Consider the following 20,912-nt stretch of genomic DNA (forward strand, 5'->3'; position numbering starts at 1 on the left):
AACGGTAAAGATAGGGAGCACTGATGAATCCAATCACTCGCTTTTGGTGGCAAAGGAAGCTGAAAGGCAGCCCATACGCTGCATTATTTGCTCGCCCATCAATAGACGAATGCGTTTCGCTCGATTGTGAAACCACTAGCCTAGACCCAAATGTGGCAGAGATTGTGACGATTGCGGCAACAAAAATCATCGATAACCGTGTTATCACTAGCGCACCTTTTGAGGTCCACCTTCGAGCCCCTCAGTCACTTGATGAAGCATCAATAAAGATACACCACATTACTCATCACGATTTAAAACACGGCATCAGTGAACAACACGCCATTCGTTCTCTAATTGACTTCATTGGCAATCGCCCCCTTGTTGGCTATCACATCCGTTATGACAAAAAAATTCTCGACCGGGTGACAAAAAAGCACTTAGGGTTTCCGTTACCCAACCCACTTATTGAAGTCAGCCAACTCTACAATGACAAGCTATTGCGCTTGCTGCCTAATGGTTATTTTGACCTGAGCTTAGAAGCCATATGTCGCCATCTACAGATCCCAGCCTATAACAAACATGACGCCCTGAATGATGCTAAGGCAGCAGCGCTCGTCTATTTGAAGCTCACGCGGGGCACAATGCCTCCATTTACCCTACAAAACTGATTTTGCGATTGACCTCTCACTTTACAACATACTCAAGTTATTGATTTTAAATGAACAATGACAACTACGCCTAAAGTCTAATTGCTGTTCAAGCCAATATAGTCGAGAGTTGATAACAGATGTAATTCAGCCCAAGTCTGGAAGTGCTCAATTCACAAGGAGAGAAGCGATGAGTGAAGTTCATGTTTATCCGGTAAAAGAAAATATTAAAACGCATACGCACGCGGATAACGACACTTACCTATCCATGTATCAGCAATCTGTTAGTAACCCTGAAGCATTTTGGGGAGAACACGGTAAAATCGTTGACTGGATCAAACCCTTCACCCAGGTAAAAAATACCTCTTTTGATACAGGCCACGTAGATATTCGCTGGTTTGAAGACGGCACGCTCAATGTGTCGGCAAACTGTATTGACCGTCATCTTGCAGATAAAGGCGACGATGTGGCAATCATTTGGGAAGGCGACGACCCTAACGATGATAAAAGCCTCACCTTTAATGAACTCCACAAAGAAGTGTGTCAGTTCTCCAATGCCCTAAAAGCACAAGGTGTCAACAAAGGCGATGTTGTATGCCTATATATGCCAATGGTGCCTGAGGCAGCTGTCGCTATGCTAGCTTGTACTCGTATTGGTGCTGTTCATACCGTGGTGTTTGGTGGATTTTCCCCAGAGGCACTGTCTGGTCGAATCATCGATTCGGATGCAAAAGTCGTCATCACCGCTGATGAAGGGGTTCGAGGGGGACGCGCCGTTCCTTTGAAAAAGAATGTAGACGAAGCACTCACCAACCCAGACGTGAAAAACATCACTAAAGTGATGGTTCTAAAACGCACGGGTGGAGAGGTTGCATGGCATGAACATCGTGACGTTTGGTGGCATGAAGCTACTGCTAGCGCGTCGGAGGTATGCCCTCCAGAAGAGATGAACGCCGAAGACCCACTATTTATTCTTTATACTTCTGGCTCAACGGGTAAACCAAAAGGCGTACTGCACACGACCGGCGGCTATCTCGTCTACGCGGCAATGACATTCAAATATGTCTTCGACTATCAACCGGGTGAAACCTTCTGGTGTACTGCCGATGTAGGGTGGATTACCGGTCACACTTATTTGGTTTATGGGCCACTCGCGAATGGTGCAAAAACCATTTTGTTTGAAGGCGTGCCAAATTATCCCAATACTAGCCGTATGAGTGAGGTGGTGGATAAGCATCAAGTTAATATCCTCTACACTGCCCCGACTGCGATTCGAGCCCTCATGGCGAAAGGTGATGAAGCGGTCAAGGGTACCAAGCGCGATAGCCTACGAATCATGGGATCGGTAGGTGAACCTATTAACCCCGAAGCTTGGGAGTGGTATTACAAGACCATCGGTAATGAGCAATCACCAATCGTAGACACATGGTGGCAAACAGAAACGGGTGGCATTTTAATTACCCCACTACCTGGCGCAACAGACCTAAAACCGGGCTCGGCGAGTAAACCATTCTTTGGCGTTCAACCCGCATTGGTCGATAACATGGGTAACATTATAGAGGGTGCAACTGACGGCAACTTGGTTATTCTCGATTCATGGCCAGGTCAAATGCGCACAGTCTACGGTGATCATGACCGTTTTGAGCAGACATACTTCTCAACCTTTAAAGGCATGTATTTTACAAGTGACGGCGCTCGACGTGATGAGGATGGCTACTACTGGATTACCGGTCGTGTCGACGATGTGTTGAATGTGTCTGGACACCGAATGGGGACGGCAGAAATCGAGTCAGCTTTGGTTGCTTTCGATAAAATTGCCGAAGCTGCCATTGTGGGTATTCCTCACGATATTAAAGGCCAAGCCATTTACGCGTATATCACACTGAATGATGGCGAATATCCTTCGGCAGAACTGCACAAGCAAGTTAAAGATTGGGTAAGAAAAGAAATTGGCCCTATCGCGACACCCGACGTGTTGCACTGGACCGATTCATTACCTAAAACACGCTCAGGTAAGATTATGCGCCGGATATTACGAAAAATTGCCACTGGAGACACTAGCAACCTAGGGGATACCTCCACACTCGCCGATCCAGGCGTGGTTGATAAGCTTATCGCAGAAAAGGCTGAACTCGCGTAAATCAGCAACATACCAACAACAAACCGCCTGCTTGTCAGGCGGTTTTTTTGTATCAAGTTTTTTCAACCTCAGGTAAAAACGTGCACTCTGTTGCAAGTTTTTGGACAAAGATAGGGAGATTAGACCAGTAAATTGCTGCTAAATGCTGTGAATTAGCTATAATCTTGGTCAACTTTTAAAAAACAGCCTAAAATTAGTGTCACATTAGGCTTGTTCTTTAGATAAACTTGAGATAAATCACGTTCATTTCACGTTAACAGAAGATGGCAGCATTATGACCGCAAAGTCACGAATTCTAGTTTTAAATGGCCCAAACCTTAATCTATTAGGACTGAGGGAGCCGGGGCACTATGGTTCGGAAACACTATCACACATAGTTGATAACTTAACTGACTTGGCTCAAGTGCAAGGTGTCGAACTGACACACCTGCAATCTAATCGTGAATACGAACTCATTGAAGCAATCCACGCTGCGCACGGTAATATCGATTTTATCATCATCAACCCTGCCGCGTTTACCCACACCAGTGTTGCGCTTAGAGATGCACTGCTTGGCGTTTCAATCCCATTTATCGAAGTTCACTTATCAAATGTTCATGCTAGAGAACCATTCCGCCACCACTCTTATCTGTCTGACAAGGCACAGGGGGTCATTTGTGGATTAGGGGCTCAGGGCTATGAATTTGCACTTTCAGCTGCGATTAAAGCACTGAAAGCATAATAGATACTCTATGGCTGCGCAGCAGTCATCTAACTCACATAGAGAAGAGAAAGAAACATGGATATTCGTAAAATAAAAAAACTTATTGAACTAGTAGAAGAGTCTGGTATTTCTGAGCTAGAGATATCTGAAGGTGAAGAGTCAGTACGAATCAGTCGTAATAGCCCTGCTAGTGCTGTTGCACCGATTCAATACGCAGCGGCGCCTGCACCTGTGGCCGCCCCAACGGCGCCTGCTGCAGCTCCAACAGCAGCGGCACCAGAAGCGCCGGCTACTCCAGCGGGCCACCAAGTGCTTTCTCCTATGGTCGGTACGTTCTACGGCGCACCAAGCCCTGATGCAAAACCATTTGTTAAAGTTGGCCAACAAGTGTCTGCTGGCGATACATTATGTATCGTTGAAGCCATGAAAATGATGAACCAAATCGAAGCAGATAAATCTGGTATCGTGACGGCGATTCTTCTTGAAGACGGCCAACCTGTTGAGTTCGACCAAGCTCTAGTCATTATCGAATAATAGAGAGCGCTCATTATGTTAGATAAATTAGTAATCGCGAACCGTGGTGAGATTGCACTACGTATTCTGCGCGCTTGTAAAGAGTTGGGCATTAAGACGGTCGCCGTTCACTCAACGGCTGATCGCGATCTTAAGCACGTACTTCTTGCAGACGAAACCATTTGTATCGGTCCTGCTCGCGGTATCGATAGCTACCTAAACATCCCGCGCATTATTAGTGCAGCGGAAGTCACTGGTGCTGTTGCTATTCACCCTGGCTATGGCTTCTTATCTGAAAACGCCGACTTTGCTGAACAAGTAGAGCGAAGTGGTTTCATTTTTGTTGGTCCTAAAGCTGAAACCATTCGAATGATGGGTGACAAGGTCTCCGCGATCAATTCAATGAAGAAAGCGGGTGTGCCTTGTGTGCCTGGTTCGGATGGTCCATTAAACGACGACGAAGCACAGAATAAAGCTCATGCTAAACGTATTGGCTTCCCAGTAATCATCAAAGCCTCTGGTGGTGGTGGTGGTCGTGGTATGCGCGTGGTTCGTGCCGAAGCTGACCTGACTGAAGCCATCGCGATGACGCGTGCGGAAGCAAAAGCATGCTTCAACAATGACATGGTTTACATGGAGAAATTCCTAGAAAACCCTCGTCACATTGAAGTTCAAGTACTTGCTGACGGCCAAGGTAATGCTATCCACCTTGGTGAGCGTGATTGCTCGATGCAACGTCGTCACCAAAAAGTAGTGGAAGAAGCGCCGGCTCCTGGTATCACAGAAGAAATGCGTAAGTACATCGGCGAACGCTGTACTCGCGCTTGTCTAGAGATAGGCTACCGTGGCGCTGGTACGTTTGAGTTCTTGTATGAAAACGGCGAATTCTACTTCATTGAAATGAATACGCGTATTCAAGTTGAACACACTATCACCGAGATGGTGACTGGGATTGATTTGGTTAAAGAACAGCTGCGTATTGCGGCTGGGCAACCACTATCTTATACCCAAGACGACATTAAACTGCGTGGTCACTCTATCGAGTGTCGTATCAATGCAGAAGATCCCGTCCGTTTCCTACCTTCACCAGGTAAGATCGAGCGCTTTCATGCGCCTGGCGGCATGGGCGTTCGTTGGGAATCTCACATCTATACTGGTTATACTGTACCACCGCATTATGATTCAATGATTGGCAAGCTCATCACTTACGGTGAAAACCGTGACGTGGCGATCGCTCGTATGAAAAATGCGTTAGGTGAAATGATTGTCGAGGGTATTAACGTTAATACTGAGCTACAACTCGCTATCATGAATGACGAAAACTTCCAACATGGTGGTGCCAACATCCACTATCTTGAGAAAAAACTCGGACTGCAGTAAACCCGTATTCCAAAATGACTAAGCCCACTCATGTGGGCTTTTTTTATGCTCTATTTTCGTGAATCTGCTACACTCTGCGCAAAATTACTCAGCACGGACCCGACTCATGCCTTGGATTCAAATCAAACTCAACGCCACAAATGACAACGCTGAACTTATCGGTGATATGTTAATGGAGGAGACAGGTGCACTCTCTGTCACTTTCTTAGATGCCCATGATACTCCGGTTTTCGAACCCCTACCGGGTGAGACTCGTCTTTGGGGTGATACCGATATTGTCGCTCTCTATGATGCAGAGACAGACACCAAGCTCGTGCTTGCACAAATCACGGCAAGTAACATGTTAGCCGCTAACTTCGCACACAAGGTTGAGCAACTCGAAGACAAGGACTGGGAACGTGAATGGATGGATAACTTCCACCCAATGCAGTTTGGTAAAAGGCTGTGGATCTGCCCAAGTTGGCGAGACGTCCCAGAGCCTGACGCAATCAATGTGATGCTTGATCCTGGTCTGGCTTTTGGTACCGGTACTCACCCTACGACTGCACTGTGCTTAGAGTGGCTTGAGTCACTCGATCTTGCCGGTAAAACCGTCATCGATTTCGGCTGTGGCTCGGGCATCCTTGCGATTGCAGCGATCAAGCTTGGTGCGGAAAAAGTCATCGGTATCGATATCGACCCTCAAGCACTTGTCGCCTCAAAAGACAATGCCCAGCGCAATGGTGTTGCTGATCAACTTGAGCTTTTCCTACCGCAAGATCAGCCTGAGCAACTACTTGCAGACGTCGTCGTTGCCAATATTTTGGCCGGTCCACTTCGTGACTTATCTGGTGTCATTAAATCGCTCATTAAAGAAAACGGCAAATTAGCGATGTCGGGGGTTCTCGATACCCAAGCCGAAGATGTAGCGAACTACTATCGTGATGACATGAGCGTAGATCCGATTGTTGAACTCAAAGAATGGTGCCGTATTTCCGCCACTAAATAGCAATAAGTAAATGAGAAGTCGATAAATCCACTCAATGATGACGACTTCTCCATTCAAATTCAGATTACTTTCGCCACTAAAAGGCTGAAAATCAGGCATTTTGCAGAAACAAATTGTAAATGCTCAAATATTAGTCTTTTCACGCATCGAAAAAATGCGTAAAATGCGCGCCCTTGCTTGTGTAAACCTGTGGCGCTGTTTTGAAAATCGGAAAATACCAACTTAAGAACAATCTTATCGTCGCCCCTATGGCTGGAGTGACAGATAGACCATTTCGTGAGTTGTGCCTTCGTTACGGTGCAGGAATGGCGGTCAGTGAAATGATGTCCTCTAATCCTAAGCTATGGAAAACAGCTAAGTCACAGCAACGCATGGTGCACGAGGGTGAATCCGGTATTCGCTCTGTGCAAATTGCAGGTGCCGATGCACAGCTTATGGCTGATGCGGCACAATTCAGTGTTGAGAACGGTGCACAAATCATCGACATCAACATGGGGTGTCCTGCAAAGAAAGTAAATAAAAAGCTTGCGGGCTCTGCGCTGCTTAAGCACCCAGATATTATTGAAGATATTCTGCGTGCGGTTGTTGATGCAGTAGATGTCCCTGTGACACTAAAAACCCGAACAGGCTGGGACACAGATAATAAAAACTGCGTCCAAATTGCAAGGCTTGCCGAAGATTGTGGCATACAAGCACTCGCCCTTCATGGTCGAAGTAAAGCTTGCATGTATAAAGGTGAAGCAGAATACGACAGCATCAAAGCGGTAAAAAAAGCCGTCTCTATTCCCGTTATTGCTAACGGTGATATAGACACCCCAGAAAAGGCCAAATTTGTTTTGGATTATACTGGCGCTGACGCTTTGATGATTGGACGTCCGGCCCAAGGACGGCCATGGATTTTCGAGGAAATCCAACATTACTTGGAAAACGGCACACTGATGCCTGAGCGTCCAGATGCGGATGTTGAGAGTATTTTGCTTGGCCATGTTCACGCCCTCCATGAGTTTTATGGGGAGTTTTTAGGTCCACGTATCGCGCGCAAGCATGTTGGCTGGTATTTAAAAGAACATGCACAAGCCAGTGAATTTCGTCGTGCCTTTAATGCTATTGATGCTGCTAACGAACAGATCGATTCATTAAAAGGCTATTTTAAAAACGTTGCATCATAATTACGAGAAGAGCTAAACCGATTATGTTCGAACAGAATTTGACTTCAGAACCATTGACAGTTACGACAGTAACATCTCAAGACCAAATCACTCAGAAGCCACTACGTGACTCTGTCAAAGCGTCTCTAAAGAACTACCTTGCTCAATTAAATGGTCAAGACGTCACTGAGTTGTATGAACTAGTGCTGGCAGAAGTTGAACAACCACTACTAGACACCATCATGCAATACACACGCGGAAACCAAACTCGCGCAGCAACCATGATGGGTATCAACCGTGGTACGCTTCGCAAGAAATTAAAAAAATACGGCATGAACTAATAGGTTCTCGTAACTAGCTGAACACCAAAGCCACCTTCCTTCGGAACGTGGCTTTTTTATTTTTATGCTCAACCACTTGAATACTTCCTCTCCTCCTACCACTGCGTGCCACAGCACAAAGTTGAAGCTAGCTCAAATCTTCAGCTACTCGGGGATAGCCTGCGCAAAGCGAATGCCGTAAGGTACATTCATAATAATGATAAATACCAGTCAGACTGCCTAGTTCATGATTACTTAAAAGTCAGCATTCCAATGTTTTTTCATTGGTAATGTGTTCACTTTAAGAAAAAGGAGTTCTTAGAATGAATACCCAGTTTTTGCGCCACACGTCTATTCAGAATCGATTGTACCTACTGATCCTTGTTGTTTCAGTTGCGTTGCTTATTCCGCTCGTATTATCGCTTGTCGATTATGACAAGTCTTTGACCGAAGCAAAACAAACGAAGACCCGTCACTTAGTTGAAAGCGCACACACGCTCATCAATCACTATTACGAGCAGCAACAATCCGGTCAACTATCTCAAAGTGAAGCTCAATTATCCGCAATCGCAGCGATTAAGACGCTTCGTTATGACCATGGGGATTATTTCTGGATCAACGATATGACGCCGACAATGGTCATGCACCCATTAAAACCGGCACTCGTCGGACAAAATCTCAGCCAAGTCGCTGATCCAAATGGTAAGCGCTTGTTCATGGATATCGTTCAGGTCGCAAAAAGCCAGCAAGAAGGGCTCGTCAATTATATGTGGCCAAAACCTGGCGCCGATGCACCAGTAGAAAAAATCTCCTACATCAAGACTTTTAGTCCTTGGGGTTGGATCGTGGGTACCGGGGTGTATGTTGATGATATTCAAGCCCAGGTCTGGGGAGAGGTAAAAAGAGTTATGATCTCCGTTGGGGTTGCTGTCCTCTTTATGCTTGCCTTTGCGACTTGGCTCAGCCGCAGCATCGTAACGCCTTGCCAAGAAACACTCAACGCACTCAACGACATCGCCAGCGGTGATGGCGACCTAACCCGTCAACTGCCAGAAAAAGGCAGCGACGAACTCAGCCAGATTGCGGCAGCATTCAACCGCTTCACTACTAAGCTAGGGCTTATCATTAACGATATTAAACCCGTGACTGAAAATATTACCGAGGCAGCCGTATCATTAAATAAGGTAGCTCAGGGTAGTGCCAGTAAATCTCAACAGCAGCAGCAAGCCGTCGATACCGTCGCATCAGCGATGAATGAGCTGCACGCCAGTAATCAAGAAGTTGCGAATTCAGCTCAACATGCCGCGAATGCAGCAAAACAAGCCAGCGAACAAGGAAGGCACGGCACAGAAGTCATTGAGTTGGCGTCGAGCTATATGCAGTCGTTGTCGATTCGTCTTACAGAAACGGATTCAAATATTCAAATGCTGGCCAATGATACCCAAGAGGTTGGTTCGGTATTGGAGGTCATCAGAGGCGTGGCGGAGCAAACGAACCTCTTGGCACTAAACGCTGCCATCGAAGCGGCCAGAGCAGGCGAGCAAGGGCGTGGATTTGCGGTCGTGGCCGATGAAGTCCGAACGTTAGCCACTCGGACCCAATCTAGTACAGATGAGATTGAACAAATTATTCAAAAGCTGCAATCTCAAGCCTCTGAAGTAAGCCAATCCATGGCACAAACACAACAACAATCACAAGCGACATTAGAGCAAGCAGCCAATGCTAAAAACGCCCTGACAGAGATCGACGATCAGGTTAACTCGATCCTTTCATTAAACCAGCAAATTGCCGAAGCCAGCTCACAACAAACCCTTGCCACCGATGAAATCAGTCAAAATCTGACACAGATTGCTGATCACGGTAGCCAGTCTGCACTCGAAGCGACAGCATTAGCTGAAGCTAGCGAACGCCTATTAGAAGATGGGCAAACCCTCACTAACGGCGTAGGTGCATTTAAGGTATCTTGATCGTAAACATATCACACTAGAATCAAGGGCGATCATCCGCCCCTGATTCTAGTGCCGCGAGTATCGAGCAGTGACTGGCATCATGCCCAGTTCCACAACAAGCATCATTAATCCTTTTCAACGCATTTCTGATTCGAGTTAACTCCGCGATTTTGTCGTCAATAACCTTAAGTTTGGCCGACGTAATCGACTTGACCTCCGAGCAGCTATGCTCAGTCGCTTCTAGCTTGATACCCAACAACTCTTTAATCTCATCGAGACTAAGCCCAAGCGCTTTAGCCTTGAGAATAAATGTGACCTGTGCCTGACTTTCTTCGCTATACAGTCGGTAGCCAGAACCACTTCGCCCTGCGGGTTGAAACAAGCCATTCTTTTCATAAAAACGCAACGTATCCGCTGTGACTTTGCAGCGTTTTGCTAACTCACCTATCTGAAACATAACCGTTTGAATTAACCTCTTCATTATAAAATGGATGTAAAAAGCTTTTTTATGTACTTTTTTATGCGATGCCAAACGATTGCGCGAGCTTTTTTGTAATAGATTGGTTAGAATACGCGCCAATGGCATCGTTGATGTTTTTTTGTGCAAGGGTCATTGCCTAAATAGATAATAAACCGTCCATAGGGTCGTGGAAAGTCATCTGTTTTGGCAACCATCTTTGGCCGTGAGTAAGTTCAACCAAATGGCTTACTCACTGCAACGTTAACTCTGTAATTTTGAGGAAGACAGAAGCATGAATAACGCTCGTCCAATTCGCCGCGCTCTTATCAGCGTATCTGACAAAACTGGTATTGTTGAGTTTGCACAAGCACTCTCACAGCGCGGTGTTGATATCCTTTCTACTGGCGGTACTGCTCGTCTACTGGCTGAGCAAGGCATCGCTGTCACTGAAGTATCTGATTACACGGGATTCCCTGAAATGATGGATGGCCGTGTTAAGACACTGCATCCTAAAGTTCACGGTGGCGTATTAGGCCGTCGCGGTCAAGACGACGAGATCATGGCGACTCACGGTATCAACCCAATTGATATGGTTGTCGTTAACCTTTATCCGTTTGCAGAAACCGTTGCAAAAGAAGGCTGCACACTTGCTGATGCCGTTGAGAACATTGATATCGGTGGTCCAACAATGGTTCGCTCTGCGGCCAAAAACCACAAAGACGTCGCGATTGTTGTTAATGCACATGACTACCAACGTGTTATTACAGAAATGGACGCAAACGAGACTTCTCTAACTCTTGAGACTCGCTTTGACCTCGCTATTTCTGCCTTCGAGCACACCGCGTCTTACGACGGTATGATTGCTAACTACTTCGGTACTATGGTTCCTAGTTACGGCGAGAACAAAGACGGCGATGAAGCCTCTAAGTTCCCTCGTACGTTCAACCAGCAATTCGAGAAAAAGCAAGATATGCGCTACGGTGAGAACAGCCATCAAGCTGCCGCATTCTATGTTGAAGCAAATCCTGAAGAAGCTTCAGTCTCTACCGCTCGCCAAATCCAAGGCAAAGCCCTGTCATACAACAACATCGCTGACACTGACGCCGCTCTTGAGTGTGTGAAAGAATTTGACGCACCAGCCTGTGTGATTGTGAAACATGCAAACCCATGTGGTGTGGCACTAGGTAAAGATGTTTTAGAAGCCTATGACCGTGCTTTCCAAACCGACCCAACATCAGCATTTGGCGGCATCATTGCCTTCAACCGCGAACTGGATGCCGCGACAGCAACAGCTATCACCGAGCGTCAGTTCGTTGAAGTCATTATTGCACCATCCGTTTCTGCTGAAGCCGTGGCTATTATCGCAGCGAAGAAAAACCTTCGCCTGCTTGAATGTGGTGAATGGTCAACGAAAACAACCGGTTTTGACGTGAAACGCGTCAACGGCGGCCTACTTGTTCAAGATCGAGACCAAGGTATGGTTTCGTCTGACGACTTAAAAGTGGTCTCTAAACGTCAACCAACAGAAGAAGAGCTGAAAGATGCACTATTCTGCTGGAAGGTAGCGAAGTACGTGAAGTCGAATGCGATTGTTTACTCAAAAGGTGACATGACTATCGGTGTGGGCGCAGGCCAAATGAGCCGAGTGTATTCTGCGAAAATTGCAGGTATCAAGGCGGCTGACGAAGGGTTGCAAGTGGAAGGTTGTGTGATGGCCTCTGACGCTTTCTTCCCATTCCGTGATGGCATCGATGCAGCGGCAGAAGCTGGAATCAAATGCGTCATTCAACCAGGCGGATCAATGCGCGATGACGAAGTCATTGCCGCAGCAGATGAACACGGCATGGCCATGATCTTTACTGGCATGCGTCACTTCCGTCACTAAGAAATAATAAAGGCACTCGCCAAGCGCTTGAGCCTTTTCTTTCGTTCTAATCACTTTCCATATCAGATCGTTAGTCTGATTAAAGAGTGATTAGAAATTTTAATTTTAGAGCTAAACTAGTTTGCTATCCCAAGAAAAACAGAGGGCAATAGGCGAGAGTCTACCCAGCAACATAGTGGTGCTATCAAAGGTAAAATGAAATGAATGTATTAATTATTGGTGCAGGCGGTCGTGAACACGCTCTAGGTTGGAAAGTCGCACAGAACCAAGATGTTGACACTGTCTATGTTGCTCCTGGTAATGCAGGCTCAGCACTTGAAGCAAAGCTAGAAAACGTCGCGATTGATGTTGAAGACATCGCTGGCCTAGTGGCATTTGCTCAAGAAAAAAAAATTGAATTAACGATCGTTGGCCCTGAGGCCCCGCTTGTTATCGGTGTTGTAGATGCATTTCGCGCTGCTGGCCTACCAATTTTTGGTCCAACAGAAGCCGCCGCTCAACTTGAAGGCTCAAAAGCATTCACAAAAGATTTTTTAGCGCGCCATGATATCCCTACCGGTTACTACTCTAACTTTACCGAGATTGAGCCAGCATTGGCTTATGTTCGTGAGCAAGGTGCTCCTATCGTCGTAAAAGCAGATGGGCTTGCTGCGGGTAAGGGTGTGATTGTAGCCATGACGCTACAAGAAGCAGAAGATGCTATCAAAGACATGTTAGCAGGTAACGCGTTTGGCGAAGCCGGTAGCCGCGTTGTTATCGAAGAGTTCCTTGATGGCGAAGAAGCCAGCTTCATCGTGATGGTTGATGGTGAGAATGTCTTGCCAATGGCCACCAGCCAGGACCATAAACGCGTAGGTGACAAAGACACTGGACCAAATACTGGTGGTATGGGCGCGTATTCTCCCGCTCCTGTCGTCACCAAAGAAATCCACGATCGCATCATGAACGAGGTTATCTACCCGACGGTTCGCGGTATGGCCGCTGAGGGCAATCCATACACTGGTTTCCTTTATGCTGGTTTGATGATCGATGCAGATGGCACACCAAAGGTTATCGAATACAATTGTCGATTCGGCGATCCAGAAACACAACCAATCATGATGCGTATGCAATCTGACATGGTTGAGCTATGCCTTGCTGCTATCGACAAAAAACTCGATAAAGTAGAGTCTAAGTGGGATCCTAGAGCTTCTATTGGTATCGTTTTAGCTGCCGGCGGCTACCCAGCGGCATACAACAAAGGCGATGTGATTTCTGGACTGTCCACCCAAGATGTCGAAGGTGAAAAAATCTTCCATGCGGGCACAGCCGATAAAGACGGCAATGTGGTTACCAATGGGGGTCGCGTTCTCTGCGCAACCGCGCTGGGAAATACCGTATCAGAAGCACAGCAACGCGCTTATGAACTCGCGAAGCAAGTCAGTTGGGATGGCATGTTCCATCGTAACGACATCGGCTACCGCGCGATTGCTCGTGAACAACAAAAATAAAAGACTTAGTTTTATTTATTGCAAATAAAAGGGCGCTCATTATGAGCGCCCTTTTCTACAACCATCGTGGCCTATTCTTCGGTAATCAAAACCGGTCTCTCGAGACAACTTGTACTGCCGTCGGACAACATTAACAACTGCTCAACGCGTACCCCAGTCAAACGAGTACTGCCGAGAAAGGCGACATAGCTTTCGACCTCAGCCAATCGCTTAACGACAAAATCAGGCAAACTCTGCTCAAACTTTATGTTTTGGAAGGCTATGTCATTGCATGTTTCTAGCGTTTTCCCATCCCAATGCCCCTGAATAAGCTCCAAGCCATCTTTATCTTGTTCTTTGACTCGTTCCGCTAAAAGCGCCGCTTCACGCTGATAATTCTCAAGCTGCGCACGTTTCACCGGTAACACTTTACCATCGCGACGATATTGCTGATAAACCGCCTCTCCGTCTTTATTAAAACGGACATGAATACGATACTTTATCGACTTGCTGTTCGCGTCTTTTTGGAGTCCCTCGCGCACAAATTCACGTAGCTCCCCACCATTCCAGCGATAGTTTGATTTATACCAACCATAATCATTCATATCGACGTAATCAGCGGCACTGTAAGGCTTACTTAAGCGCTCCGTATACCAATACAAACTTGTTGCATCACCTAACGTCTGTCCGCCCGTGAATTGCGAATATTGATTAATACTTGGTGACGGCGTAGAAGCACACCCAGCTAGGGCGATGGCGAACAATGATACCAATAGCGTCTTTTTCATTAACGTTCCAATACCTCAAGTATCCGAATAAATTCTGGATAGTGACAGACACTCACAAAACAATGAGCATGTTAATAAGACCACAATAATGGCATGACGTTCATTTCAATTATGACAAAATAGAAAGGGAAATATTGGTAAAACAATAGCGGATAAGACGAGAAAGGTTTACCGATAGTCCTCTGAACGGAAATAAAAACACCGATGACGTATCATCGGTGTCAATTTATTACTTAACAGCGTCTTTAAGCGCTTTGCCTGAAACGAATGCAGGTACGTTTGCAGCAGCGATTTGGATTTCGTCACCCGTTTTTGGGTTACGACCTGTACGTGCAGCACGGTGATTTACTTTAAACGTACCGAAACCAATTAGTTGAACTTGGTCACCTTCGCTTAGTGCTTCAGAAACACCTGAAAGGGTTGCTTCAAGAGCTGTTTTTGCTTGTGCTTTTGATAGGTCAGCTTTTTCAGCGATAAAGTCGATTAATTGGGTCTTATTCATTAGGTTTCCCTTCTTTCATGTTATCGAGTTAAAGCCCACTCTAAATCATAAAGCCCCCATCTGGCAAAGGTTTGTAGGCGATCTTTGTCCCTAATGATTGAGATTTCGCCGTTTTATGAGCAATAACTCACAATTTGTTATACGCAGATTGAATTTGAAGCCTTGTAATTTGCATCAGAAAGCCGCATAAAGACACTGCTGCACAAAAGACAAGCCTGATGAACCCAATTGGCAGCCCTATTTTATTTACACTCACCAATAATGCACAGGTTGAAATTTCAGCAAAGTTAGGTTGATGTGTGTACACACTAGGAAATAAATGTTTCTCTTAACGGTATATATTTCGATTGCGATCGGTGTTTCTTTTGTCTGTTCAGTCTTGGAGGCCGTGCTACTTAGCATTACCCCAAGTTACTTGGCGCAGCTGCGTCAACAAGAACACCCAGCAGCAGAAAGACTGACCCAACTGAAAGCCGATATCGATCGACCGCTCGCATCTATTTTAACCCTCAACACGATCGCTCACACCATTGGTGCAGCAACGGCCGGTGCACAAGCTGCCGTTGTATTTGGTAGTGAATGGTTAGGCGTATTTTCTGCAGTACTGACACTAGGTATATTGGTCCTATCTGAGATTGTTCCAAAAACCATTGGCGCAACATACTGGCGTCAATTGGCACCGTCAGCGGCAACAGTGCTACGTTGGATGGTATGGGCACTGACACCCTTTGTTTGGTTTTCTGAACAAATCACTAAGCGCCTTGCTCGTGGCCATGAAGCGCCTAAAATGCGCGATGAGCTTTCTGCAATGGCGTTACTTGCCAAAGAAAGTGGGGAGTTTGCTGAGGGTGAGTCAACCATGTTGACTAATATCATCAATATTCAAGATATCCCTGTAACCCATGTCATGACGCCAAGACCGGTTGTCTTTAGAGTGCCGGCAGAGATGACGATTAATGCGTTTCTCGATGAGCACAAAGAAACACCGTTCTCTCGACCATTGGTTTACAGTGAACAGAAAGATAATATCTTGGGGTTTGTGCATCGATTAGAGTTGTTTAAGCTTCAGCAACAAGGGGGCGGTGAGCAGCAGTTAGGGGCCGTCATGCGCCCTATCCATGTACTGTTTAATACGATTATATTGCCCAAAGCCTTTGAGCAAATGATGGCCGCACGTATCCATATTGCTATGATTGTTGATGAATACGGTACGATTCAAGGCATTATCACGCTGGAAGACATCTTTGAGCATTTACTCGGGCAAGAGATTGTCGATGAAGCGGATAAAACAACAGACATGCAGGAATTGGCATCACAGCGCTGGGAGCACTGGAAAGAAAAGCACAGCATGATTGATGGTTCTGATGAAGATGATGATGAGATCAGAGAACGGTCCTCGGAATCTCAGCCGAAAAAAGACTCTGAATAATCAGAATCATAAAAAACGCCAGTGAGTCTCTCACTGGCGTTTTTTGTTACATCAGCATTTGTTATTAACACGCGATGGTGTTGATAACAAACCGCATTGCTACGATGCCTTAATGACTACCAATTTCATTGCCAAGTAGGAAGTTTTCATCACTGCTTACTACCACCCCATATTTCAGGAAGTTTTTCCCCAGTATCATACTGTAATGGAAGCGCGCGCGGTCTTGTAGGTTGACTCGAATGGTCTTCTCTACATCCCCTAGTTTTACTCGCATCTCAACGACAGGGCGTACATTGGCTTTTTCTCCCTGTTTACCCTTAATACGCATGACATCGACTACTTCACGAGTGAACTGCTCTTTCATGCCCATATCATTTGAATAAGTAAACGAGACCATCTTTTTACCGTCTTTTTCAAACTGCTTGATGTTTAAGGCATTCATTGAACTTACATCTGCACCAGTATCAAGTTTGACTGGGAATTGTAGCCCTTCGACGGTCGCATTCTCGATATGCCCTGCGGTAAATACCGGGTAGGCATCGAGTAAATTTTCGCTACGTGTATTCACCAGTACACCGGCTTTATTCGCTTTCTTCCCTATGATTAAATACGGCGTATCACCCTCATCACTGTCCAGAGCCTCCAACGCAAATTCAACATTGACGTCTTTACCACCAACAATAAATTCTCCGTCAACCACGGGTCTAACGGTATCGCCTACTTTTATCTTTCGTAAAATGGTTTTTCGAATAATCTCATCATTACCACGAGCGTTGGATAGGTAGTACTCCACTTTATCTCGCCCTTTTGCTTCAATCATTTCGAAACTGGCTACTTTAAGTAACGGAGTACTCACCGTAAACGATGGCTCAGCTGCCAATTTATAACCATCCAAAATCACACTTTCAACCGGAGAGATCACGAGTGGGTCATCACTCATTCGGGCTTTAAAGCTCTGCTTTTTCTTTGTCAGTTTATTCTTAGCGTTTGTATCAACAATAAAGTACTGATTCAGCGTATTAAGCCCCAAACGAAGTTGAGTGCTATTTGATGAACGGTCTTTCAAATACACTAAGATTGGCTGCTCAAACTCTTTTTCGCCTTTAAAGGTGACGTAGACCAATGGATATTCATTGTCGCCAACTGAGAGCATTTTGACTAAAGGATAGGTGACGGCTTTGCTCATGGTCTTATCTTTACCGACTAAATCAAAGCTCACCGTGGCGTCTTTCTTGTTCACCTTGATATTCTGGGCATTCAAAATACTGTAATTATTTTTGAGTGAGACACTCACGTCTAAAGCCACATCATTCACAGAGCCCACTTCGCGACGACCAATGATTTGCGCGTCTTTTTGTGCCTGTAAATAATCATACCCAGCCATCACCCAGGCATTGTTCGCCAAGAATGTTTTACCAATTAAGACCGGAGCACTAAAGTCATTACGATTGGTCAGGTTGACTTCAGTATCAACCGTTTTACCTGCAATGGTCATTGGAAGGGTCACGACAGGTCTATAAATCGGGGTCGTGCTAGTACGACTTCTGATAACACTTGTTCGCGTCAAAGGGCGCTCGATCTTGATTTTCTCACCCGTATAAGGGTGACGCACAGTGAAACGAACCGTGCCTTGGAAATTACGCTGATCATTATCGAATTCTTCTAGCCACCAATCACTGGCCGAACCACCGTATTCATCTACGATAGTTTGCATGAGCTTTTCATTGCTCAGCCCTTGGTATTTAGGGTTTTTACTGACAACTTCAATATCTTCAGCATGCATTGATGTTGTATCGGCACCCGTATCAATCTTACCAACAAATGGCACGCCATCGAGCGCCTCAATACTTGGGTAATAGACGTTTTCCACTCGCCCTAATACGATCTTATCTTCAATCGTCAATAAGGGGGCCTGGGTCGTAGAAAGATCAGGTGCGGCCAACGCCCACCCGCTGGTCATAGAGGCTAAAATTAGTGCCAATTTAATTGCTGATTTTTTCATTATAATACATCCATTCACTGACCGACCGACTGAGGGTATCCGAATTACATAAGACAACGAGCATCCATATTTCTCATCGCTACTCTATTAACTTTACAGAAAACTAACGGAATATCCACGCGCATATCAATAAATTAGCAAATTCATACCGTTTTTCACCTTTGAAATATGGAGAAAAATGACGAGGCAATTGCAAACTTAGCCACGAGCCCTTATATCCTAAGGATATCAAAGGAAGGATATTTCCTTTCTCTCACATAACAAAAGAGATTACACGGATGAGCCATGCTATCTGTCAACTAATTGCTAAAGAGCTGAACGTCAGTGCAAAGCAAGTAGAAGCCGCAGTCACACTTATTGATGACGGCAACACCGTCCCGTTTATTGCCCGCTATCGAAAAGAGGTCACCGGGGGACTTGATGACACCCAATTGCGTAATCTTGACTCACGTTTAAGCTATTTAAGAGAGCTTGACGATAGGCGCCAAACCATTCTGAAGTCGATTAATGAGCAGGGCAAACTGACCGACGCATTAACTCGTGATATCAACGCGGCTGACAGTAAAACACGCCTTGAAGATCTCTACTTACCCTACAAGCCAAAGCGCCGAACCAAAGGGCAGATTGCCATAGAGGCAGGTTTAGAGCCTCTTGCTGACCTGTTATGGAATCAACCTGATAATGAACCCGAAAGCACAGCCCAAGGTTACATCAATTCCGAAAAAGGCATTGCGGATAGCAAGGCAGCCCTAGATGGCGCACGCGCTATTATCATGGAGCGCATAGCCGAAGATGCCAGCTTACTTGAGAAAATTCGTCGCTACTTAACCAGCCATGCTGAGCTCTCATCAAAAGTCGTCGCGGGTAAGGAAAGCGAAGGTGAAAAATTCAAAGATTACTTTGAGCATAACGAAAGCATTAATAAGGTGCCGTCTCACCGAGCACTTGCCATGCTTAGAGGCCGAAATGAGGGTTACCTGCAACTCTCTCTTAACGCCGACCCAGCGAATGAAGAGAAGGTTCGTGAATCCTACTGTGAAAGTATCATCGCCCAACATTATGGTATTCACTTAAGCTCGGCTGCCGCCGATGCATGGCGTAAGCAGGTGATTAGCTGGTCATGGCGCATCAAAGTGTCAATGCATATGGAAACCGAGCTAATGGGCGCGTTAAAAGAGCGCTCAGAAATTGAAGCTATTGAGGTGTTTGCTACCAACCTAAAAGACCTGTTGATGGCCGCGCCGGCCGGTCCCCGTGCCACATTAGGTCTAGACCCGGGCTTACGCACGGGATGTAAAATCGCCGTGGTTGATGCCACAGGTAAAGTACTGGCAACCGATGTTATTTACCCTCATGTACCTCAAAAACAGTATGACAAATCAGCCCATATTATTGAGCAATTGATTAAGAAATTTAATGTCGACCTTATTGCCATTGGCAATGGCACCGCTTCTCGTGAGAGCGACAGTTTTGCTGCTGATGTTATTCAACGTGGCAATCACAAGGTTCAGAAAATCATTGTGAGTGAGGCAGGAGCTTCTGTTTATTCTGCATCAGAGCTTGCGGCAAAAGAGTTCCCCAACATGGATGTCTCGTTGCGTGGTGCGGTCTCGATTGCTCGTCGATTACAAGACCCGCTCGCTGAGTTGGTGAAGATTGATCCAAAATCCATCGGTGTAGGCCAATACCAGCACGATGTCAGTCAAACCATGCTGGCTAAGCGCCTTGATGCCATTGTCGAAGACTGTGTAAACGCCGTCGGTGTGGATGTTAACACCGCCTCTTCCGCCTTGTTAACCCGAGTCGCTGGCCTATCGACAACACTGGCGCAAAATATCGTCGATTATCGAGATGAACATGGCCGATTCGAGGCTCGAACGACACTCAAGAAAGTCGCTCGCTTAGGCCCTAAAGCATTCGAACAGTGTGCCGGTTTCTTACGTATCATGGATGGGAAAAACCCATTGGATGCTTCCTCCGTTCACCCTGAAGCCTACCCCGTCGTTAAAGCCATTGCCGAGCACACAAACAAGCCGATTAAATCGTTGCTAGGCGATAGTGCGTTTTTAAGCTCACTTAGAGCCGTTGACTATACCAACGATAGCTTCGGCCTGCCGACGGTAACGGACATCATCAAAGAGCTCGACAAGCCAGGTCGAGATCCAAGACCTGAGTTTAAAACTGCAACATTTGCCGAAGGCGTTAATGCGGTGTCAGACCTAGAACCGGGAATGATATTGGAAGGCGTGGTGTCCAATGTGGCCAATTTCGGTGCATTTGTCGATATTGGCGTGCACCAAGATGGTTTGGTGCATATCTCTGCGCTCACAGACCGCTACGTCTCGGATCCAAGAGAAGTTGTCAAAGCCGGAGATATCGTTAAGGTTAAGGTCATGGAAGTCGATGCAGCGCGTAAACGAATCGGCCTATCTATGCGCTTGAACGACGAGCCTGGGCAAGACAACCGAGCCTCACGCGGCGCAAAATCAACGCCGACACATAAACCCGCGACTAAGCCTCGCACTCCTCGCTCAGAGTCTAATGACAATGCCATGGGTGGAGCCTTTGCAGCGGCTTTCGCAAAAGCAAAAAAATAGGTCACGCGGT

Annotated in this window: 17 protein-coding genes; 13 read left to right on the forward strand and 4 right to left on the reverse strand. The window is 46.1% G+C overall.

Annotation, left to right across the window (positions count from 1 at the left end):
• Window positions 1–23: 23 nt before the first annotated feature.
• The 9 genes from ACE1OE_RS18485 to ACE1OE_RS18525 all read left to right on the forward strand — a co-directional run bounded on the left by ACE1OE_RS18485 (window position 24) and on the right by ACE1OE_RS18525 (window position 9,788).
• Window positions 24–650, forward strand: a complete 627-nt coding sequence (locus tag ACE1OE_RS18485; RefSeq protein ID WP_449211912.1) for a 3'-5' exonuclease — start codon at window positions 24–26, stop codon at window positions 648–650.
• A 169-nt stretch (window positions 651–819) separates the two neighbouring features.
• Window positions 820–2,769 carry an acetate--CoA ligase gene (gene acs / locus ACE1OE_RS18490; protein WP_449211913.1) on the forward strand — a complete coding sequence of 650 codons (1,950 nt, stop codon included), beginning with the start codon at window positions 820–822 and terminating at the stop codon, window positions 2,767–2,769.
• 274 nt (window positions 2,770–3,043) lie between these two features.
• On the forward strand, window positions 3,044–3,490 hold the full coding sequence (gene aroQ / locus ACE1OE_RS18495; RefSeq protein WP_102468219.1) for a type II 3-dehydroquinate dehydratase: 447 nt from the start codon (window positions 3,044–3,046) through the stop codon (window positions 3,488–3,490).
• A 57-nt stretch (window positions 3,491–3,547) separates the two neighbouring features.
• Entirely contained in the window at window positions 3,548–4,006 is a 459-nt protein-coding gene (gene accB, locus ACE1OE_RS18500) for an acetyl-CoA carboxylase biotin carboxyl carrier protein (protein ID WP_449211914.1), read from the forward strand.
• A 15-nt stretch (window positions 4,007–4,021) separates the two neighbouring features.
• Complete coding sequence (gene accC / locus ACE1OE_RS18505; RefSeq protein ID WP_449211915.1) at window positions 4,022–5,365, forward strand: acetyl-CoA carboxylase biotin carboxylase subunit; 1,344 nt, start codon at window positions 4,022–4,024, stop codon at window positions 5,363–5,365.
• Between the two features lie 106 nt (window positions 5,366–5,471).
• Window positions 5,472–6,353, forward strand: a complete 882-nt coding sequence (gene prmA / locus ACE1OE_RS18510) for a 50S ribosomal protein L11 methyltransferase (protein WP_449211916.1) — start codon at window positions 5,472–5,474, stop codon at window positions 6,351–6,353.
• A gap of 200 nt (window positions 6,354–6,553) precedes the next feature.
• Window positions 6,554–7,522 carry a tRNA dihydrouridine synthase DusB gene (gene dusB, locus ACE1OE_RS18515; protein ID WP_102468215.1) on the forward strand — a complete coding sequence of 323 codons (969 nt, stop codon included), beginning with the start codon at window positions 6,554–6,556 and terminating at the stop codon, window positions 7,520–7,522.
• A 23-nt stretch (window positions 7,523–7,545) separates the two neighbouring features.
• Window positions 7,546–7,842, forward strand: coding sequence for a DNA-binding transcriptional regulator Fis (gene fis, locus ACE1OE_RS18520; RefSeq protein ID WP_006073423.1), 297 nt, complete (start codon window positions 7,546–7,548; stop codon window positions 7,840–7,842).
• Window positions 7,843–8,144: 302 nt separating this feature from the next.
• Complete coding sequence (locus ACE1OE_RS18525) at window positions 8,145–9,788, forward strand: methyl-accepting chemotaxis protein (protein WP_449211917.1); 1,644 nt, start codon at window positions 8,145–8,147, stop codon at window positions 9,786–9,788.
• A 22-nt stretch (window positions 9,789–9,810) separates the two neighbouring features.
• Here ACE1OE_RS18525 and zntR read toward each other — a convergent pair whose 3' ends face one another.
• On the reverse strand, window positions 9,811–10,227 hold the full coding sequence (gene zntR, locus ACE1OE_RS18530; RefSeq protein ID WP_102468213.1) for a Zn(2+)-responsive transcriptional regulator: 417 nt from the start codon (window positions 10,225–10,227) through the stop codon (window positions 9,811–9,813).
• Between the two features lie 295 nt (window positions 10,228–10,522).
• On the opposite strand from zntR, the gene purH reads away from it, so the two are divergent.
• On the forward strand, window positions 10,523–12,115 hold the full coding sequence (purH, locus tag ACE1OE_RS18535) for a bifunctional phosphoribosylaminoimidazolecarboxamide formyltransferase/IMP cyclohydrolase (protein WP_449211918.1): 1,593 nt from the start codon (window positions 10,523–10,525) through the stop codon (window positions 12,113–12,115).
• A 200-nt stretch (window positions 12,116–12,315) separates the two neighbouring features.
• Window positions 12,316–13,605 (forward strand): phosphoribosylamine--glycine ligase, encoded by a 1,290-nt coding sequence (purD, locus tag ACE1OE_RS18540; RefSeq protein ID WP_449211919.1) that lies wholly within the window; start codon window positions 12,316–12,318, stop codon window positions 13,603–13,605.
• Between the two features lie 71 nt (window positions 13,606–13,676).
• Here the strand turns inward: purD and ACE1OE_RS18545 are convergent, their stop codons facing one another.
• Entirely contained in the window at window positions 13,677–14,372 is a 696-nt protein-coding gene (locus tag ACE1OE_RS18545; protein WP_102470970.1) for a DUF1481 domain-containing protein, read from the reverse strand.
• Between the two features lie 229 nt (window positions 14,373–14,601).
• Window positions 14,602–14,874 carry a nucleoid-associated protein HU-alpha gene (gene hupA, locus ACE1OE_RS18550; RefSeq protein WP_102470969.1) on the reverse strand — a complete coding sequence of 91 codons (273 nt, stop codon included), beginning with the start codon at window positions 14,872–14,874 and terminating at the stop codon, window positions 14,602–14,604.
• A gap of 319 nt (window positions 14,875–15,193) precedes the next feature.
• Here hupA and ACE1OE_RS18555 point away from each other — a divergent pair, with 319 nt between their 5' ends.
• On the forward strand, window positions 15,194–16,303 hold the full coding sequence (locus ACE1OE_RS18555) for a CNNM domain-containing protein (RefSeq protein WP_449211920.1): 1,110 nt from the start codon (window positions 15,194–15,196) through the stop codon (window positions 16,301–16,303).
• Window positions 16,304–16,412: 109 nt separating this feature from the next.
• Here the strand turns inward: ACE1OE_RS18555 and ACE1OE_RS18560 are convergent, their stop codons facing one another.
• Window positions 16,413–18,305, reverse strand: a complete 1,893-nt coding sequence (locus tag ACE1OE_RS18560) for an ATP-dependent zinc protease family protein (RefSeq protein WP_102470967.1) — start codon at window positions 18,303–18,305, stop codon at window positions 16,413–16,415.
• 278 nt (window positions 18,306–18,583) lie between these two features.
• On the opposite strand from ACE1OE_RS18560, the gene ACE1OE_RS18565 reads away from it, so the two are divergent.
• The gene (locus ACE1OE_RS18565) at window positions 18,584–20,902 is read left to right on the forward strand and encodes a Tex family protein (protein WP_449211921.1); all 2,319 of its coding nucleotides are present in this window, start codon (window positions 18,584–18,586) and stop codon (window positions 20,900–20,902) included.
• The last annotated feature ends 10 nt before the right edge of the window (window positions 20,903–20,912 follow it).

The organism is Vibrio sp. E150_011, from assembly GCF_053544015.1.

What these genes read in the sequence shown, in the direction of transcription:
- ACE1OE_RS18485 (WP_449211912.1), top strand. Translation starts at nt 24, where the DNA reads ATGAATCCAATCACTCGCTTTTGGTGGCAAAGGAAGCTGAAAGGCAGC.
- acs (WP_449211913.1), top strand. Translation starts at nt 820, where the DNA reads ATGAGTGAAGTTCATGTTTATCCGGTAAAAGAAAATATTAAAACGCAT.
- aroQ (WP_102468219.1), top strand. Translation starts at nt 3,044, where the DNA reads ATGACCGCAAAGTCACGAATTCTAGTTTTAAATGGCCCAAACCTTAAT.
- accB (WP_449211914.1), top strand. Translation starts at nt 3,548, where the DNA reads ATGGATATTCGTAAAATAAAAAAACTTATTGAACTAGTAGAAGAGTCT.
- accC (WP_449211915.1), top strand. Translation starts at nt 4,022, where the DNA reads ATGTTAGATAAATTAGTAATCGCGAACCGTGGTGAGATTGCACTACGT.
- prmA (WP_449211916.1), top strand. Translation starts at nt 5,472, where the DNA reads ATGCCTTGGATTCAAATCAAACTCAACGCCACAAATGACAACGCTGAA.
- fis (WP_006073423.1), top strand. Translation starts at nt 7,546, where the DNA reads ATGTTCGAACAGAATTTGACTTCAGAACCATTGACAGTTACGACAGTA.
- ACE1OE_RS18525 (WP_449211917.1), top strand. Translation starts at nt 8,145, where the DNA reads ATGAATACCCAGTTTTTGCGCCACACGTCTATTCAGAATCGATTGTAC.
- zntR (WP_102468213.1), bottom strand. Translation starts at nt 10,227, where the DNA reads ATGTTTCAGATAGGTGAGTTAGCAAAACGCTGCAAAGTCACAGCGGAT.
- purH (WP_449211918.1), top strand. Translation starts at nt 10,523, where the DNA reads ATGAATAACGCTCGTCCAATTCGCCGCGCTCTTATCAGCGTATCTGAC.
- purD (WP_449211919.1), top strand. Translation starts at nt 12,316, where the DNA reads ATGAATGTATTAATTATTGGTGCAGGCGGTCGTGAACACGCTCTAGGT.
- ACE1OE_RS18545 (WP_102470970.1), bottom strand. Translation starts at nt 14,372, where the DNA reads ATGAAAAAGACGCTATTGGTATCATTGTTCGCCATCGCCCTAGCTGGG.
- hupA (WP_102470969.1), bottom strand. Translation starts at nt 14,874, where the DNA reads ATGAATAAGACCCAATTAATCGACTTTATCGCTGAAAAAGCTGACCTA.
- ACE1OE_RS18555 (WP_449211920.1), top strand. Translation starts at nt 15,194, where the DNA reads ATGTTTCTCTTAACGGTATATATTTCGATTGCGATCGGTGTTTCTTTT.
- ACE1OE_RS18560 (WP_102470967.1), bottom strand. Translation starts at nt 18,305, where the DNA reads ATGAAAAAATCAGCAATTAAATTGGCACTAATTTTAGCCTCTATGACC.
- ACE1OE_RS18565 (WP_449211921.1), top strand. Translation starts at nt 18,584, where the DNA reads ATGAGCCATGCTATCTGTCAACTAATTGCTAAAGAGCTGAACGTCAGT.